This window comes from Paludisphaera rhizosphaerae (assembly GCF_011065895.1).
Classification (GTDB): domain Bacteria; phylum Planctomycetota; class Planctomycetia; order Isosphaerales; family Isosphaeraceae; genus Paludisphaera; species Paludisphaera rhizosphaerae.
The window spans coordinates 308105-325091 of record NZ_JAALCR010000004.1; the positions used below are offsets into that span (position 1 = coordinate 308105).

At 66.8% G+C, this 16987-nt stretch carries 10 protein-coding genes and 2 tRNA genes; 7 read left to right on the forward strand and 5 right to left on the reverse strand.

Translation table 11 applies throughout. The annotated features are described in order from the left end of the window. Window positions 1–25: 25 nt before the first annotated feature. Window positions 26–1024, reverse strand: coding sequence for a GumC domain-containing protein (locus G5C50_RS07330; protein ID WP_165067121.1), 999 nt, complete (start codon window positions 1022–1024; stop codon window positions 26–28). Window positions 1025–1405: 381 nt separating this feature from the next. Between G5C50_RS07330 and G5C50_RS07335 the strand changes: the two genes are divergently transcribed. Then, on the forward strand, window positions 1406–2164 hold the full coding sequence (locus G5C50_RS07335; protein WP_165067124.1) for a class I SAM-dependent methyltransferase: 759 nt from the start codon (window positions 1406–1408) through the stop codon (window positions 2162–2164). Window positions 2165–2284: 120 nt separating this feature from the next. Then, on the forward strand, window positions 2285–2848 hold the full coding sequence (locus G5C50_RS07340; protein ID WP_165067127.1) for a DJ-1/PfpI family protein: 564 nt from the start codon (window positions 2285–2287) through the stop codon (window positions 2846–2848). 29 nt (window positions 2849–2877) lie between these two features. On the opposite strand, the gene csrA is transcribed toward G5C50_RS07340, so the two are convergent. From csrA to G5C50_RS07360, 4 genes are all read right to left on the reverse strand, one after another. Then, on the reverse strand, window positions 2878–3084 hold the full coding sequence (gene csrA / locus G5C50_RS07345) for a carbon storage regulator CsrA (RefSeq protein ID WP_165067130.1): 207 nt from the start codon (window positions 3082–3084) through the stop codon (window positions 2878–2880). Between the two features lie 245 nt (window positions 3085–3329). Beyond that, the gene (locus G5C50_RS07350) at window positions 3330–4046 is read right to left on the reverse strand and encodes an RNA polymerase sigma factor (RefSeq protein ID WP_240907001.1); all 717 of its coding nucleotides are present in this window, start codon (window positions 4044–4046) and stop codon (window positions 3330–3332) included. A 168-nt stretch (window positions 4047–4214) separates the two neighbouring features. Next, a tRNA-Arg gene (locus tag G5C50_RS07355) sits at window positions 4215–4288 on the reverse strand. 70 nt (window positions 4289–4358) lie between these two features. Then, a tRNA-Arg gene (locus G5C50_RS07360) sits at window positions 4359–4432 on the reverse strand. Window positions 4433–4708: 276 nt separating this feature from the next. Here G5C50_RS07360 and G5C50_RS07365 point away from each other — a divergent pair. From G5C50_RS07365 to fusA, 5 genes are all read left to right on the forward strand, one after another. Then, window positions 4709–8473: a serine/threonine-protein kinase gene (locus G5C50_RS07365; protein WP_255487480.1), complete on the forward strand. Its 3765-nt coding sequence runs from the start codon at window positions 4709–4711 to the stop codon at window positions 8471–8473. A 101-nt stretch (window positions 8474–8574) separates the two neighbouring features. After that, window positions 8575–9495 carry a tetratricopeptide repeat protein gene (locus G5C50_RS07370; protein ID WP_206107610.1) on the forward strand — a complete coding sequence of 307 codons (921 nt, stop codon included), beginning with the start codon at window positions 8575–8577 and terminating at the stop codon, window positions 9493–9495. A gap of 7 nt (window positions 9496–9502) precedes the next feature. Further along, window positions 9503–10435, forward strand: a complete 933-nt coding sequence (locus G5C50_RS07375; RefSeq protein ID WP_165067138.1) for a nitrilase-related carbon-nitrogen hydrolase — start codon at window positions 9503–9505, stop codon at window positions 10433–10435. Window positions 10436–10898: 463 nt separating this feature from the next. Next, the gene (locus tag G5C50_RS07380) at window positions 10899–14768 is read left to right on the forward strand and encodes an FG-GAP-like repeat-containing protein (RefSeq protein ID WP_165067140.1); all 3870 of its coding nucleotides are present in this window, start codon (window positions 10899–10901) and stop codon (window positions 14766–14768) included. A gap of 89 nt (window positions 14769–14857) precedes the next feature. Continuing rightward, window positions 14858–16981: an elongation factor G gene (fusA, locus tag G5C50_RS07385; RefSeq protein ID WP_165067144.1), complete on the forward strand. Its 2124-nt coding sequence runs from the start codon at window positions 14858–14860 to the stop codon at window positions 16979–16981. Window positions 16982–16987: the final 6 nt, after the last annotated feature.

Sequence of the window (16987 nt, forward strand, 5' to 3'; positions counted from 1 at the left end):
CCTGCCCGCCGCTGAATGAGGCTCGTCACACCTCTTCCACGGATTCTCTCGCGGCCGCAGGTCGAGCGAGGTCCAGGCGGAGGCCGATCGCCAGACCGAGGAGCAATATCACCGTCGTCGCCAGCGCCATGGAGAGCCATCGCGGATCGTCGGTCGGCGCCTTGGGGATGGCGGCCTCCTGTCTCAATTCGACTCGGATCGCATCGCGATTGGCGAACTCGAGGTTCTGGAGCTTCCGGCTGATGTGCTCGTAATCGCGGCGGAGCGACTCATATCGGGATTTCCAGTCGAGGAGCTTCCAGGCGTCGGCGCCCTTGCGCGCCAAGCCCCGCAGTCTCTTGATCTTCTCCTCCAATTCCGCCTTCTTCGCGACGTCGTCGGTCTCGGCCTGCTCGAGCATGATCGGGAACAATCGCTCGGCGAGCAAGCGATTGAACACAGCATCCATTTCAGCGTCGCTCTCTGAGGATTCCGCCTTGAGACGTTGTATCTCCTTTTGAACTGAGTCTAAGTATGACTTGAGACTCTTCATGTATTGCTCATCGCCGGCCGACGAACGATTTCGCGTCATGTCGAGATATGTTCTTGTCACCGCGTTCACGACGGCGGCGGCCTCAACAGGATCATGCGATTTGAACGAGACGACGACCAGTTCCGTGCGCGGAATCTGGTAGACCTTGAGGCGGTCGCGGATGAGAGCCACGGGCCAGGCCGAAGCCTTGATCGATGGCAGGTTGACGACGCTGGGATCAGCGACAGCCTCGTTGAGGACCGAGTCGACCGTGATCGAGTTGATCGCCGTCTCGATGATACGTTGCACCAGCGCCTCGGGATACGCGAGGGGTTCGTTCGCGTCGGCGAATAGAATCGGGCGTCGCGTACGGACTTCCACGATCGAGCGGGCTTCGAATTGGGGCGGGACGAGCAGGAAGATCGCGAGGTCCACGGCTGCCGCGAGGGCGGCCGCGGCGAGCAAGGTGGGCCATAGCCTGGCCCCCTGCCGGCTCGGGGGAGCTGACGACATAGGTGATGAAACTCCGGTCGCCGCCACGGGACGGAACAGGCGAACTTAATGAATTTTATTGCATCGCAAGGTAACTTCTTCGGCCGAACTGTTATCGAGCATCGTCGGCGCTGGTGCAAGTCCTTGTTGCATTAAGGATACGTCGCCCCGCCTCGCTCCGGCGGGGGGAGCGAATCGCATCGATTCAGAAGTCCACGCGCGGGCGGGTCGACATCCGCGGCGGCGTTTCTTGCGGCTCGTGACTCAACGCCTGGAGGGAGCTGACGCCGGGGCGCGTTGGAAGTGAGGCTTGCCCCCCCTGCCCTCCGGGTGTAAATAGGACGCCGGACTCGTCGGGCAGGATGCCTTGTGGCGTGTCGTTCGTTCTTTCAGGAGCATCTCGTGGATCAGGACGTCGTTGAAGCCGCGGTGGTTCGAGCGGTTCATCCGAGGGACGAGATGTTCACGAGCCCGGACCACTACTTCGGCGTGGGTCGATCCGCGCTGGCTTGCATCGACCTCGCTCTCCGAGGAGCGGCGACAAAGCCTTCCGACGTAAAGCGAATCCTGGACCTGCCGTGCGGGCATGGCCGAGTCTTGAGATATCTTCGCGCCGCATTCCCCGAGGCGGAAATCACAGCCTGCGACATCCTGCGAGAGGGCGTGGACTTCTGCGCCTCGACGTTCGGCGCAGTGCCTGTCTACTCCGAGGACGACCCGCACAAGATCCCCGTGGATCGCGAGGCCTTCGACCTCATCTGGGTCGGCTCGCTGTTCACCCACCTCGATTCCGGACTCTGGATCGAGTTCCTGGACGCCTTCCGGACGTTCCTCCGGCCCGGCGGGGTGCTCGTTTTCACGGCGGCGGGACTAGCCAAGTATCGCCGAGAACTCGCCGAGTATAAAAAAATCGGAAGCCATGCCAGGCTCCTCGCCGGCTATCAAAGGCATGGTTTTGGATTCGAGATGTATCAACACCTCGACTACGAGTATTACGGCTCATCCGTCTCCAGCCCCGCCTGGGTTTTCTCCCAGATCGCCACGGTGGGAGGGCTGCGGACCGTGCATTTCGCCGAGATGGCCTGGGACAGCAACCAGGACTGCTACGCCTTCGTCCGCGACGATTCACACCGCGCAGAGGTCGCTCAAATCGCTCAGTAAAGCCAGTGCGTCGGGAATGGCGTTTGCAGCGATTGTGAAAGAAGGTCAGGACAGGATTGCACCCGGATGGCCGTCGCAGTAACCTGTCGCCGGAATCGACTGGTCCGGAGCTCACCCTTCATGCCCAGTTTTCTGATGATCGCCGGCGACGCCGCCGAGGCCCTTGAGGTCTTCTACCCCAAGTACCGACTTGAGGAAGAAGGCTGGACGGTCCATCTCGCCGCCCCCGAGAAGCGCACGATTCAGACGGTGGTGCACGATTTCGAGCCGGGGTTCGACACGTACACGGAAAAACGAGGCTACCGCCTCGACGCCGATCTCGCGATCGACGACGTCAAGGCGGAAGCCTACGATGGGCTGATCCTCCCCGGCGGGCGGTGTCCGGAGTATCTCCGGAACATCCCCCGGGTGTTGCAGATCGCCCGCCACTTTTTGGAAGTGGGCAAGCCGCTGGCGGCCATCTGCCACGCCCCGTTGATCCTTGCGGCCGCGGGGACGCTGGAAGGCAGGATCCTTACGTGCTATCCCCAATGCGCTCCGGACGTCCGGGCGGCGCGAGGGGAATTCGTCGATCGCGAGGTGGTCGTCGACGACAACCTCGTCACGGCCCGCGCATGGAACGACGATGCGCCCTGGATGCGCGAGTTCGTGAAACTGGTGAAGCTGCGAGTCAAAGGGGCCTGATCAGCGAACGGCTGAGCCGGTTCGGTCGGTCAGGGGGTGGTCGTCCGGGAGCCCTGGTCTTCCGACCGGGCTTGACTCTGCTGGATCGCCTCGTAGACCTCGCGACGGTGGACCGCGACGTCCTTGGGAGCGTCGATTCCCAGCCTTACCTTGTCGCCGCGGATCTCGATCACCGTCACGGTGATCCGATCGTTGATGATGATGGTCTCGTTCTTCTTACGGGAGAGAACCAGCATCGCCGCTCCTCTCTGGTGCCTATCGCGCGGTGCGCGAACCATCCGATGTCAGGACCAGAACGCCGAGAGAAGACCTCCTCGCGCTAAGACGAAGCATGGTCCCTCCTTGCAACAACTGTACATGCGGAAGATGGGTGGTCAAGGGTACGAGGGAATTTTCATCACGAAAGGAAAAGCCGTGCAATCCCGCGAAGGCGGCGATTCTTAGCTTATTCGTTCGCCCAAGCCCTTCCCCGATCTAGCCTTTATGCGTCTGCGCCGGACGTGTATCGGCGGTAGAGGCGCCCCAGGCCGAGGTCGTTGATCTCGGCTTCCACGTCGGCGTTGTCGGTGGGATGGATGGTCTCTTTGAGTTCGAGGACCAGCAGCTCGATGAATTTGGCGCGGGCGCGCTGGAGGTTCTTGCGAAAGGCTTCCGGCGTGACCGGAGCGCCCACGATCTCGGCGAGCCGCTCGGCGATGTCGTCGATCGAGGCCTTCGGGTTGTCGCGGCGAAGCTGCAAAACGGTGGCGTAACGGTTCTTGGGAGTGGTGGCCTGGTAGGTTTCCAGCCGCGACCAGACCCGGTTCAGCACGGCCTCTCGCCAGACGCGGTCGAAGTCCTCGTCAGGTTGAGAGGCGTCCAGAAGGTCGCCGGGCGGAAGGGACTGGAGCCTGCGAGTGCGGAAGTGGTCGATGATGAGGCGGTGCAGAACGGTCCGCAGATAGTCGCGGAATCGTCCCTTGGACTTGTCGGCTCCGGCGAGCTTGCCGGTGAGGAGCTTGGTCCAGAATTCCTGGAGGACCTCGTCGGCCAGGTGGCGGTCGCGGACCTTCAGGTGGATGTACCGTGTGAGGGCGTCGTGATATCGGCCCACGAGTTCGCCCATGGCCTGCTGGCTCTTGGGGCCCGCGCCATGGGCGCTGCTGATGGTCGTCCAGTTGGTCTGGATCTCGGTCAGCCGTTCTTCGGGAGTAGGCATCGAGGGCATCCCAGGGGCCAGGGCCGGGGCGCGACGCACCAGGCCGGCCGGCGTTTCGCACTCGGAGACTGGGCGCCGCGACGTCCCAGGGTCCATCCAAATTGTACGACGTGGAGCCGAGAAGTCGTACCGTCTGGATGAGCCTTCGAGAAAACGACGCGCACGAAATACGCCCGGCAGGACTCGAACCTGCGACCGACGGTTTAGAAAACCGTTGCTCTATCCACCTGAGCTACGGGCGCGTGAATGATGTGACGGGCGAGCCCTCGACGGCTGAAACGGTCGGCCCGCCGTCAACGGCGGCGAGTGGGATGCGCCCGGCAGGATTCGAACCTGCGGCCTGCGGTTTAGGAAACCGCCGCTCTATCCACCTGAGCTACGAGCGCCTTGCTGGGGACCGATTCTCGTCTCCGTCCCCCCTGCTGTCAACCGGCCGGCGGAAGCCCCCTGTCCCATCCCGCCCTTCCCCGCATACTATTTTAGAAGAGGGAAGCCGAGCTCTTCCGGTTCGTCCGCCGTCGAGCCCTTCGCCCGATTCGCTGCACGCATTCAAACTCCCTGATTCTGGAGAACGAATGGGAGATGCTCCGAGTTCGGACGTATTAGGTTCGGAGGAGGATCGGCGCGAGGCCGACCGGAGATCGCCCACACTGCGAGGAGCCATGGCCGACGTCGAGCCGTCCAGACTCGGGCCCTTCCGTTTCCAGATCGGGAGTTACGGAGTTCTGCACCCGCTAGGATCGGGAGGCATGAGCTCCGTCTTCTACGCGGTCCACGTCGAGACTGGACACGAAGTCGCGCTGAAGGTTCTCCCGACGGCGATGGCCCGGAACCCGACGATCCTCAAGCGGTTCGTCGCCGAAGCCCGCAGCGTCGAATCGTTGCAGCACCCGAACATCGTCCAGATCTTCGACCGGGGGAGCGACGACGGGCGGTACTACCTGGTACTGGAATACGTCCAGGGGGGCGATCTTCACGAATACGTTCAGCACCAGGGCCCCCTGCCCGCCGTGGAGGCCGCCGGTCTGATCGCCCAGGTGGCGCGAGGACTGGAATACGCCGCCTCGCGGGGAGTGATTCACCGCGACGTCAAGCCGTCGAACATCCTCCGCACGCCGCAGGGCGAGGTGAAGATCGCCGACCTTGGACTGGCCGTCCGCCCCGAGGAAGACGACGAACGCGTCACCCGCGAGGGGACCACCGTCGGCACGGTCGACTACATGTCCCCCGAACAGGCGCGGGACAGCCGGGCCACCAGCCTCCAGAGCGACATCTACTCGCTTGGCTGCACCCTGCACTACCTGCTGACGGGTCTGCCCCCTTACCCGGGCGGCGACATCACCGAGAAGCTGACGAAGCACGCGCGGAATCCCCCGCCCGACGTCCTGGCCGTCCGGCCGGACCTCCCCCCCGCGTTGGGGACGCTCCTCGTCCGGATGATGGCGAAACATCCCGCGGATCGCTTCGCCAGTTACAGCGAGTTGCTGAGCGCCCTGAGTTCCTGGCTGGGAAACGAGTCGAGCGTCTCCCTGGTGCCGATCGACGATGCGCCTCCCGCTCCTCGCCCTGCTCCGCGAATCGCCTCCCCACAGCCGCCGGTGCCGGATTCGCAATCGCTGCCGGAGATTTCGCTGTCGTCGCTGGCGCCGGGGTTCCTGCACGAAGCCGAGCCATCGGTCGACTCGATCCCCAAACGCCCGACTCCGACACTGGCCCCAACGCCCCGGACGCCGCCGAGGCGGACGGCCGAGATCGGCTCCACGGTTTCCGACGACGTCTGGATCCTGCGATGCGTGCTGATCGGCGCGGCGGTCGTCGCCTCGGTGATCGGCCTCGATCTGATTTTTCGCCCGTTGCCCGACGTGATTCCCCCTCACTCCACGGAACCCTCGCGCAATAAGGCGGTCGTGGAACGTGGAGGGACGCCTCCCCAGCCGGTCGTCGAGTCAAGCCCGCCGATCGCCCAGCGCCCGCAGCCCGCGACCGCCCCGCCCCCCGTCGCTAAACCGGCGTGGGAGGAACCCGTCGACCCGCCGGCTGAGAGCATCGCCCCGAAGGTTTACTCCGCCGGCGTTCGCTCGGCTTACCTGCCGGCATGGGCTCAGGAGCCTGTCCCGTCCGAGATACCAGGCCCGCGGACGATCATCCGCCGCGTCTCCGGGACGGAGGAGCCCGGGGCGATCGCCTCGCTCCGGCAAGGACTCGACGTCACCAAGGGGGTCGTTGAACTGGCGGACGTCGGGCCGTTCATGCTCGACGACCTCCGGATCCCCGGGGAGACGCGGCTGGTCCGTTCGCGTCCCGGCTATCGCGCGGCGGTCCGAATTGGGTCGCCTCGGATCGACCTGGTCCGAAACCAACCTGGCGTCTTCGCTCTCGATGGTCGGACCCTGATCCTGGACTCGCTTGACCTGATGGTCAACGTCCGCGACCTGTCGACGCACCAGAAGGCCCTCTTCCACGGATCGGGCTTCAATCTGACGCTACGGAACTGCACGGTCACGATCTTCAATCCCTCGCGCACGCCGTTCGCGTTCGTCAGGGCCGACGACGCGGCGGGGCGGTCTTCGCGGGTGCGGATCGAGGACAGCGTCATTCAGGGCGACGTCTCTCCCCTGTTCGACCTCGGCCGGGGGGCCGTCGAGGTCGCCGTGGTGCGATCGTTCCTGGCGTCTGACGGGTCGATCGTGCGGACGCCCGATGCGTCTCCGCAGGCGAAGCACCGTTTCTACACGCTGGGGTCGGCGCTGGGGGGCCGGGGACCGCTCATCGATCTGGCCGGCGGACCGAAGAGCGATCCGGACGCGCAGCGGTTGATCGTCCGGGCCTATGATACGCTTTTCGCCCGCATCGCAGGGTCGGGCGTCGCGAGCTTGACCGTCGCCGATTCCGCCTCGGCTTCCCTCGACCGTCAGCTCGACTGGCTCGGCGCGAAGAACATGTACGCGGGATGGGTCGGGTACTTCTCGACAGGACCGGAGCGCAAGATCCAGGTCGGAACGCTGGCCGCGTTTGGTTCCACGTGGAGCGCGGAGGAGGATTCGCAATCTCTGATCGTGGAATGGCCGGCCTCCGAATCGATCGCCGAGCTTGCGCCCACGATCGTCGCACCGTATTCCCCCGGATGGGACGAGCTGATCAAGCGCCTCCCCGTTCCCCGGCCGAAGAGTCGCGAGCGCGTCCTCTACGGGTTCGCCCCTCCACCCGAGGCGACGATCGCGCCGCTTGCCGAGCCCGCGCCGCGGGGAACCGTCGAGCTGACCTTCGACGCCGAGGCGGCTGGAACCGGTGGCGGGGATCTGGGTGCCTTCCTGCGCGCCCGCGTCGGCAAACCGGAGGGACGACTGCGGGTGCGCGTGACCGGCTCCGGCCCTCACCCGTTCACGCCCGTCCGGTTGGCGGCGGGCTCGACGGTGGAGATCGTCGTCGAGCCCGCGCCTCCTGATCACCCTCCGCTCGTCTTCGTCCCGGACGCCTCGGCGACGCCCGACGCGCTCATCTCGATGGAAGGCGGCACGCTATCGATCCTCGGCGGTCGCTTCCGCATCGACCGACCGACGTCGCTCGAATCGCTGATCCGGGTGGACGACGGATCGCTGGCCCTCCGTCGTTGCGAGATCACGGCGCCCCAGGCGCTCGATCAGCCGCCGCCGCGACTCGTCGATTTCCGGGCGAGGACGACCCGCCCTCGCCCGCCGGCTCCTCACTCCCCCATCGTCGGGGCTGGCGACCGTCCGGCCTGCGTGATTTCCGAGTGCGTCCTGATCACGACCGGAGACGCCGTCCGAGCCGCGGTCGGCCGGGGGATCGTGGCGGTCTCAAGGAGCGCGATCGGAGCGCGAGGGGACGTCTTCACGCTCGAACCGGCCCCGGTGGCTCGCGCTCGTTTCGACGCCGATTTGACCATCTACCATTCCACGATCGCGACCGCTCGGACGGCCGTTCGAGTCGTCGATTGGCCCGGCGAGGCTCCGGGGCCCGACCGGCCCTGGCTCGTCACCAGCACGCATACGGCCTACGTCGACCTCTCGCCCGAGCGTTCGTCCCGAGAAAGCGTCCTCTGCCGAGCCGACGCCGAGGCGTTCGCCCAGGGTCAATTCTTCTGGCGCCAGCGCTACGACGCGATCGAACTCGCCGCATTCGCGGCGGCCGGCGAGGCCCCACCGCCGAACCGCATCCGGGACGTCGCCGCCCAGTGGGCCGATCTCTGGGGCGATTGCAACGTCGACGACGTCGCCGGCCCCCACCCCGGCAGCGCTTCGACGAGCGTCAGGCTTCAGAGTCGTCCTCGCCCCGGACGCCTGGAACCCTCCGATCTCACACTCGATCCGGAGCAGCACCTCGGCCGGGGAAATGAGTCCGTCGGGGCCGACCCGTCCGTCTTCGTTCTCGACCGCCGCTCAGGCCAACCCCATCGTCGTCGCTGAATCCCGCGTCGAAACGCTGTTCCCTTCCAGGACTCCCCCCGCGATAATTAGGACTAGAAGCCCGTCTTGATGCTGCGCGGTCGACATGGAGTCCCGACGCCATGACCACGAGGATTCTGCTGGCCGGCGTATTAACTTGCGTGGCAGCCGCTTCCATTCTTCCCCCCGCGACGTTCGGTCAGGCGACGGCCGGCGGCTCAGGAGCCGGGGCGTCGAGCGGCAAAGGGAGCGAAGGTTCGACGGGCGGCGATCCCACCCAGATTCCAGCCGCCGTCTCATCCGGCTGGAGTTGGTATCGTCCTTATGTGATTACCGAGGCCACCCCCAACGGCCTCGTCTCCACGCTGCATGGCCCGAACGGCCAGTTGATCGTCCCTCGCCCGTACGGCGAACTGCCGATGTCGTACGGCCCCAGGATCGCGGCACCGCCTCCAGGCTTCATCCGTCCTGTCTCCACGCCGAAACGGGTGATTCGAGTTTCCAAGGCCGACGCTGAGCGAGCCGAGACCCTCGTCACGTTCGGTGAGCGTCTCTTCCGCACCGGCAACTTCAAACGGGCCGAGGAGCGGTTGGAGCAGGCGCTCCACCTGAATCCCTACGTCGCCGCGCCCCGGATTCGGCTGATGCAGATCGCGGTCGTCCGCGAACAATATCCGCTGGCCGCCTCATTGCTCCGAGAGGCCGAGACTGCGGAGCCCGGATGGATCACGACCGCGAGCGACGTGCAGGCGCTCTACACCGAGCCGGCCGAGTTCGCTCGGCATCTGGCCAAACTGGAGGCCCACCTGCACCAGCACCCGGAAGACCGCGACGCCTGGCTCGTCCTGGGCGCCCAGTTGTTTCTCTCACGGCGCGAGAGCAAGGCGGCCGACGTCTTCCTCCGGCTCGACGAACCACGACGCAAACCGGATATCGCCCTCGCGGCTTTCCTCGACGCCGCCCGGCTCCGCAAGGAGCGAAAGATCCCGCCGCCGCCCTCGCCCGCACCGGGGGTCGATCCTTTCCAGCCTCCGGCCCCCTGACCATCCCGTGACCCAGCGCTACTACGCAGCCGCCTGTCAGACCGACCTTCCCTGCCCGCGCTCGCGATCCGAGATCCCCGGTCGAGTCGACCGGCTGCTCGCGATGATCGATCACGCGGTCGTCGGCTACGCTCCGTTCTTCGACGTCCGCCTGGTAGTCTTCCCCGAGTTCGCCCACGCCGCACCGATCTACGAGACGGCCGACGAGCTTCGCGACAAGCTCGCCCTGCCGATCCCCAACGAACACACCGACCGCTACATCGCCAAGGCCCGCGAGCGGAACGTCTTCATCCAGACGGGGACGTTCCTGGAAGTCGACCCACGCTGGCCGGGCTCCGTCTTCAACACGACGTGCCTGATCGGCCCCGATGGGTTGTTGAGCCGTTACCGGAAGGTGAACCCCTGGCTGCCGTGGGAAATCCACGCCAGTCCCCACGACCTGCCCGGCTACGACGAGCCGCTCTTCCCTGTCGTCGAAACCGAGATCGGCCGACTGGGCGCTGCGATCTGCTACGACTGGCTTTTTCCCGAGGCCATCCGGGCGCTCGCCCTGGCCGGCGCGGAGGTGCTCATCCGCGTCTCCGCCTACATGGACCCCTGGGGCGCGACACCTCCCATGGACTGGTGGACGCTGTTCAACCGGGCCCGCGCCGTGGAGAACCTGGCCTACGTCGTGGCGGCCAATCAGGGGGCGTCGCTGGCGAACTACCCGCCGTTCTCCTGGCCGGGCGGGAGCATGATCGTCGACTTCGACGGCCGGATCCTGGCTCAGGCCGACCCGGGACCGGGCGAAAAGATCGTCGTCGGTCCCGTCGACATCGCCGCTCTCCGCGCCGAGCGCGAACGCCGGCGCGGCCATCACATGCTTTCGCAGCTTCGGACCGAGGCCTATACTGGCCTCTATTCGCGGCCCATCCACCGTCCTCCGGGCCGAGATTGAGCCTCGAGGATCGTCGAATGCGTCGCTGGTTGTTGGTCGTTTCGGTGTGCCTGTCCCTGGCGTCCCTCGGTTGCGGCGGAAGCGGCGAGGAGCCGACGGAAATCCCCAAATCGCCGCCCAAGGGGAAGTCGCTGCCCCGGTTCGTTGCGAGAGTTGCCTCGCCTGCCATTCGTACATAACCCTGTGGCTAGGTTGTCTATAAAGCGATCACCGACTCCAAGTCCCCTGTCCCCCCGGGAGAGGGTGGCCCGAAGGGCCGGGTGAGGGTCGTCGGATTGGTAAGCCTAGCCATGAGTCCGCGATCGCCTGCCTCCGAAACGCATTCCGAGATCCGATGACCCTCACCCGCCGCTACGCGGCACCCTCTCCCGAGGGAGAGAGGGGACCAAGTTGGGTCTCGAATCGGGGCATCGACGAGCAACCCCCTGAGTCATCCGCCGCCCTGCTCTCCCGAGACTGCACCATGCGCCTGCCATCGCGTATCACGCGACTTCTCCTCCTGGCCGGCCTCCTTGGAATCTCCGGCTGCGGCCGCGAGTCGCCCCCACCCGTCGCGCCGCCGCCGGCCGTGGCGGCCCCACTCAAGGACGAAATTCCCGCGGAGAAACTCGACGCCGTCGCCACCGCGCACCTCCGCGGTCTCGGCCTCATGGAGCAGTACGAGTACCGAAAGGCGGCCGAGGACTTCCGCGAGGTCCGCCGTCTCGCCCCCGGCTGGACGCCTGGCGCGGTGAACCTGGCGATCGCCCTCTTGAACGACAGCGGCGCGCAGGCTGAGCAATCGAAGGGCGGCGAGAAACCGCAGTCCAATTTCGACGAGGCTCTCGGCCTGCTGGACGAGGTCCTCAAGACGAAGCCCGACGACCCCCGGGCCCTCTTCTGCAAAGGGATCATCCTGGCTCAGCAAGGCCAGGCGGCCGAGGCCCACCCGCTCTTCCTCAAGGCGACGGAGATCGACCCGCTCGACGCCGCGTCCTGGCTCTGGGCGGCCAACACCCTGACGAACGCCGAGGATCCCTCGCGTCCCACCGGCCCGGCCGAAGCCCCGCGGAAAATCGAGCTGCTGAACAAGGCCCTGGCCATCGACCCACACCTGGCCTCGGCCCTCTACCCCCTGGCCTTCGCCTACCGGATGGCCGGCCAACCTGACAAGCAGCGCGAGATCCTCGAACGCTGGAAGCAACTCGACCCCGACCGCCCCGGCCCCGTCCCCGGCGTTGGGAACGTCGTCGAGACCTCCTACGGCGAGATGGGCCGATACGGCTCGATCGTCAATCCGCCGGGCCTGTCGACCATCGGCCGCGTCGAGCCGAAGGGCATGATGAGCGAGACGACCTCGCCGCAATTCGACCTCCCGAGACCGCTCAACGTGACCTTGCCCGAGGGCGCCCGTTGGGTGAAGCCCGATGACTTCACCGGCGACAGGGCCGTAATCGACCGCGTCCGCCGCCGCTTCGGCGCGGCCGTCGTCCCGTTCGACGCCGACGGCGACGGCCGGACCGACCTGTTCCTCGCTTCGGCGGTCGTCGGACCGAAAGGCCCTCGGGACGCCCTGCTCCTGAACAAGGGCGAAGGCCGGTTCGAGGACGCCTCGGCCGCCTTCGGTCTCCCCGAGGACCGCGCCAGCACGGGCGCCGCCGCAGCCGACTTCGACGCCGACCGCCGCATCGACCTGTACCTGACCGGCCTGGGCGATCGCCTCCTGCGGAACAAGGACGGCAAGACCTTCGAGGACCTCACCTCGATGTTGAAGCCCCCTGCCCCCGCGGCTCTTTCGCTGACGGCCCGCTGGCTGGATCTCGACCAGGACGGCGACCTGGACCTATACGTCGTCAACTACACAACGGCCGACCGCGCCGGCGACGCCTTTGCCGACGACGACAAGACCCCTCCTCCTGGCGTCCCCAACTCAGCGTATCGCAACGACGGCAAGCCGCCGGCGATCGCCGGCAAGCCCGAGCCCTCCTGGACGCCGCTGGCCACCGCCGACAACGTCCAGACAACCGCCGGCCTCTCGTTGGCCCTTGTCCCCTGGACGGGCCAGGACGACCTGCTCGGCGGGATCGCCCGCCATACCGGGCTGGCCTTCGCCGACTTCGACGGGGACCGCGATCTGGACCTGATCCTCGCGTCCGACGACGGCCCGCTCTCGGCGGTTCTCAACGAGCGGCTCGGAAGGTTCCGAGCGTCGCCCCTCCAGGGCGTTGATTCGAGCATCCGCCTGTCGTCGCTGCTGACCTTCGACGTCGACAACGACGGCCGCCCCGACCTGGCTGGCCCGACCGCCGACGGTCCGCCTCGGATCTGGCGCAACGTCACCCCACGAGCCGACGCCCGGACGCTCTCGCTGGCATTCGAGGAGACACCCGCTCCGATTGTCGCCGTCTACCCTCGCCTGCCGCTCGCCACCGTCCATCGCTCGCTCATCGCCGCCGACCTCGATCTCGACGGCTGGTTCGACCTGCTGGGCCTCGATGCGCGGGGACAAGGCGTGACGCCGGAGGGGTTCGGACAGGCCCTTGCGAACCCCGCCGGTCGCCCCCCTCCGACCTACTCCCGGCCGCCGGCCCCCTGGATCCGAAACCCAAACGCGGCGCGGACGACCTCGATCCCGATGGGCGAGGATCTGCTCGCCGAGGGGCTGGCCCTCGTCGACCTCGACGGCGACGCCCTTCCGGACGTTCTCACGACCACGCCTGGCGCGGCCCCCGTCTGGTCTCGCCGCGGTGACGGCGGCGCACGTTGGCTAGCCCTGGACCTCTCCGGCCGCTGGCGGGTCCAACCGGAGTTGATGCGGACGAACCCGCACGGGATCGGGGCCCGGGTCGTGGTTCAGGCCCGAGGGATCGACGCAGTCTACGACCACACCACGCCGTCGGCCGCGCTCGGTTCGGCTCCAGGGCCGGTGGTGATCGGGCTCAAGGGGAACTCGGCGGCTGACGTCGTCCACGTCCGCTGGCCGGACGGCGTGATGCAGGCCGAGCTGAACGTGGCCGCCGACCAGAAGGTGGAGCTGGCCGAGCGGAACCGCAAGACCGGGAGCTGCCCGGTACTTTTCACGTGGAACGGTGAGCGGTTCGTTTGCCTGGGCGACTTCCTGGGGGGCGGCGGCCTGGGGTATCTCGTCGCTCCTGGGGTCTACGGCCAGCCGGATCGAGATGAGGCCGTGGCCATCGGCGAGGATCAACTGAAGGCCGAGCACGGCGTCATCCGGCTCTCGATCACCGAGCCGATGGACGAGGTCGCGTACCTGGACCACCTCACGCTGGAGGTCGTCGACCGACCGCCGGGCGTCTCGGTGGCCCTCGACGAACGGTTCGCCCCGACAGGCCCACGGCCGACGGGCGAGCTTCGTGCCTGGCGGACGGCCGTCGAGCCCGTCCGCGCCACGGACCTGAAAGGCGTCGACCAGACCGAAACCCTCAAGGCCTGGGACCGCAAAACCGTCGACGGCTTCGCCAGACTCGCCGGCTGGACGGGCTACGCGGAGGAACACGGGATCGTCCTGGACTTCGGCGACCGCCTCGCCGGCTACGGCCCCCACGACCGACTGTCGCTCTGCCTGGCGGGCTGGGTCGAGTATCCATACTCCCAGACCAACTACGCCGCCGCGACGGCCGGCGTCGTGCTGACGCCGCCGACGATCGAGCGGCTCGGCGAGGACGGTTCCTGGCACGTCATCGAGCCCCACGCCGGCTATCCCGCCGGGCTGCCGAGGATGACGACGCTCGACCTGACCGGGAAGCTCACAGGCCCGCGCTGCGTGCTGCGGATCCGGACAAATATGGAGTGCTACTACGACCAGGCTTTCATCGCCGTCCGTGACGCCGACGCCGAGAAGGCCCTGCGGACGACTCGGCTCCCGGTCGCCAGAGCTATCCTTGGGGCTCGGGGATACACTCGCGAGGTCTCGCCCGACGGCCGCCTGCCATTGCTGTACGATTACGCCCACGTCGACCCGGCTCCGCTGGCTCGGATGTCCGGAACGCTGACGCGGTTCGGCGACGTCGCCGATCTGCTGCGAGCCGACGACGATCGGCTCTGCGTGGTCGGCCCCGGCGACGAGGCTCGCGTCGAGTTCACAGCCGACGGCCTCCCCGCGCTCCCGGAAGGCTGGCGGCGGAGTTACGTCCTGCGGAGCGTCGGCTACTGCAAGGACGCCGACCCGTTCACGGCCGGCAGCGACGACGTGGGGCCGCTTCCGTGGAAAGGGATGCCCGACTATCCCTTCGCCGACCCGAAGGCGTCGCGGCCGTTGGACACGGCTTACTCGGAGTACCTCCGGACCTATCAGACCCGGCCGGCTGGCGGTCCTCGGGGCGACTCGCGCTGATTCCTCGGCCGTCAGGCGTTAAGCTGGAGATCCACGCCGCGGCCCAGCGGGTCGCGCCCACTCACCGAGCGCGGACGGAACAGACGACCATGGCCAGCGACGACGCGACGACCAATCTACGCCGGATCCGGAACATCGGGATCATCGCCCACATCGACGCCGGCAAGACGACAACCACCGAGCGGATCCTCTACTACACGGGCGAGATCCACCGGATGGGCGACGTCGACAAGGGAAATACGACGACCGACTACCTGGAGGAAGAACGCGAGCGCGGGATCACCATCGTCGCCGCCGCGATCACCTGCCACTGGAAAGACGCCGACGGTCAACCGACGACCATCAACATCATCGACACCCCCGGCCACGTGGACTTCACGGCTGAGGTCGAGCGTTCGCTCCGCGTGCTCGACGGGGCCGTCGTGATCTTCTCGGGCGTCGAGGGCGTCGAGGCCCAGAGTGAGACCGTCTGGCGCCAGGCGGGCAAGTATCACGTGCCCCGAATCTGCTTCATCAACAAGATGGACCGGATCGGCGCCGAGTTCGAGCGCGTCTACGAGGAGATCAAGGATCGGCTCGACAGCCATCCGATCCCGCTTCAGATCCCGATCGGCGCCGGGCCCGAGGGCTCGATGGGCGCCTTCCAGGGGCTCATCGACCTGATCCAGATGAAGGCCCTGTTCTTCGAAACGGCCGACCTGGGCTCCACGTTCACCGTCCAGGAGATCCCCGAAGACCTGAAGCTCGACGCCGAAGCCTGGCGTGAGACGATGCTCAACTCGCTCTCCGAGTTCGACGAGACCTTCGCCGAACAGTACATGGCCCATCTTGACGGCGGTGAACTAACCGTCGAGATGATCCACCAGGCCCTCCGACGCGCCACGCTGACGGGCGGCGCTCAGCCGGTGTTGTGCGGGTCCAGCTTCAAGTACGTCGGCGTACAGCAGCTTCTGGACGCCGTCTCGTACTACCTGCCGAGCCCGCTGGACAAGCCCCCGGTGGTCGGCATTCACCCCAAAAAGGGAACGGAACTCTCCCGCAAACCGGATCCCGACGAGCCATTCTGCGGCCTCGTCTTCAAGATCACCAACGACGCCCACGGCGACCTCTCGTTCGTGCGGGTCTACTCGGGCGTCCTGAAGGCGGGGAGCCGCGTCTTCAACCCGGGTCGTGAGGAGAAGGAGAACTGCTCGCGGCTCTACCACATCCGCGCCGACGACCGCGAGCAGATCACCGAGGCGATCGCCGGCGACATCGTCGGCGTCGTGGGCCTCAAGAAGTGCGTCACCGGCGACACCCTCTGCGACGCCACGCACACGATCCTCCTGGAGCGGATCGAGTTCCCCGAGACGGTCATCAGCATGTCGATCGAGCCCGTCAGCTCGGCCGACAAGGGGAAGCTCTCCGACACGCTCAACGCGCTGGCCCGTGAGGACCCGACGTTCACGTTCAAGGTCAACGAGGAGACCGGCCAGACGCTCATCTCCGGCATGGGCGAGCTGCACCTGGAGATCCTCAAGAACCGGATGACGCGCGACTTCAAGCTGAAGGTCCACGTCGGCCGCCCGCGCGTCAGCTACCGCGAGACGATCAAGAAGGCCGTCAAACGGATTGAGGGGACGTGCATCCGCCAGACCGGCGGCACCGGGCTGTACGCCAAGATCAAGATCGACGTGGAGCCCGAGGTCCAGGCCAAAGGCGCGCCGGTGATGCACTTCCAGAACAAGATGAAGGGGGGTGTGATCCCCGGCGAGTTCATCCCGGCCATTGAAGCCGGACTCCGCGAGGAAGCCAAGTCGGGCGGCAAGACGGGCTACCCGCTCGTCGACCTGAAGGTGACGCTCGTCGACGGCGACGCCCACGACGTCGACTCCAACGACATGGCCTTCCGCTTCGCCGCGTCCGACGCCCTCCGCAACGCCATCGAGGAGGCCGGGCCGGTCCTACTGGAACCCATCATGCGGTTGGAGGTCGTCACCCCCGAGGACTACCTGGGGAACATCACGGCCGACCTCGCCAGCCGACGGGCGCTCATCGAGCGGACCTCGACCCGTGGCAAGCTGATGGTCATCGACGCGCGGGCCCCGCTGAAGGAGATGTTCGGCTACTCGACGGCCGTCCGCAGCCTCTCGCAGGGGCGGGCCAGTTACACCATGGAGCCCCTCGAATACGCCGCCGCGCCGGAGAGCATGCTGGAGGCCCTCACGGGCTGATGGCGG

Bases quoted from the DNA above. Each gene is read 5' to 3' on its own strand.
- G5C50_RS07330 (WP_165067121.1), bottom strand. From the start codon at position 1,024: ATGTCGTCAGCTCCCCCGAGCCGGCAGGGGGCCAGGCTATGGCCCACC.
- G5C50_RS07340 (WP_165067127.1), top strand. From the start codon at position 2,285: ATGCCCAGTTTTCTGATGATCGCCGGCGACGCCGCCGAGGCCCTTGAG.
- G5C50_RS07380 (WP_165067140.1), top strand. From the start codon at position 10,899: ATGCGCCTGCCATCGCGTATCACGCGACTTCTCCTCCTGGCCGGCCTC.
- G5C50_RS07370 (WP_206107610.1), top strand. From the start codon at position 8,575: ATGACCACGAGGATTCTGCTGGCCGGCGTATTAACTTGCGTGGCAGCC.
- fusA (WP_165067144.1), top strand. From the start codon at position 14,858: ATGGCCAGCGACGACGCGACGACCAATCTACGCCGGATCCGGAACATC.
- G5C50_RS07350 (WP_240907001.1), bottom strand. From the start codon at position 4,046: ATGCCTACTCCCGAAGAACGGCTGACCGAGATCCAGACCAACTGGACG.
- csrA (WP_165067130.1), bottom strand. From the start codon at position 3,084: ATGCTGGTTCTCTCCCGTAAGAAGAACGAGACCATCATCATCAACGAT.
- G5C50_RS07365 (WP_255487480.1), top strand. From the start codon at position 4,709: ATGGCCGACGTCGAGCCGTCCAGACTCGGGCCCTTCCGTTTCCAGATC.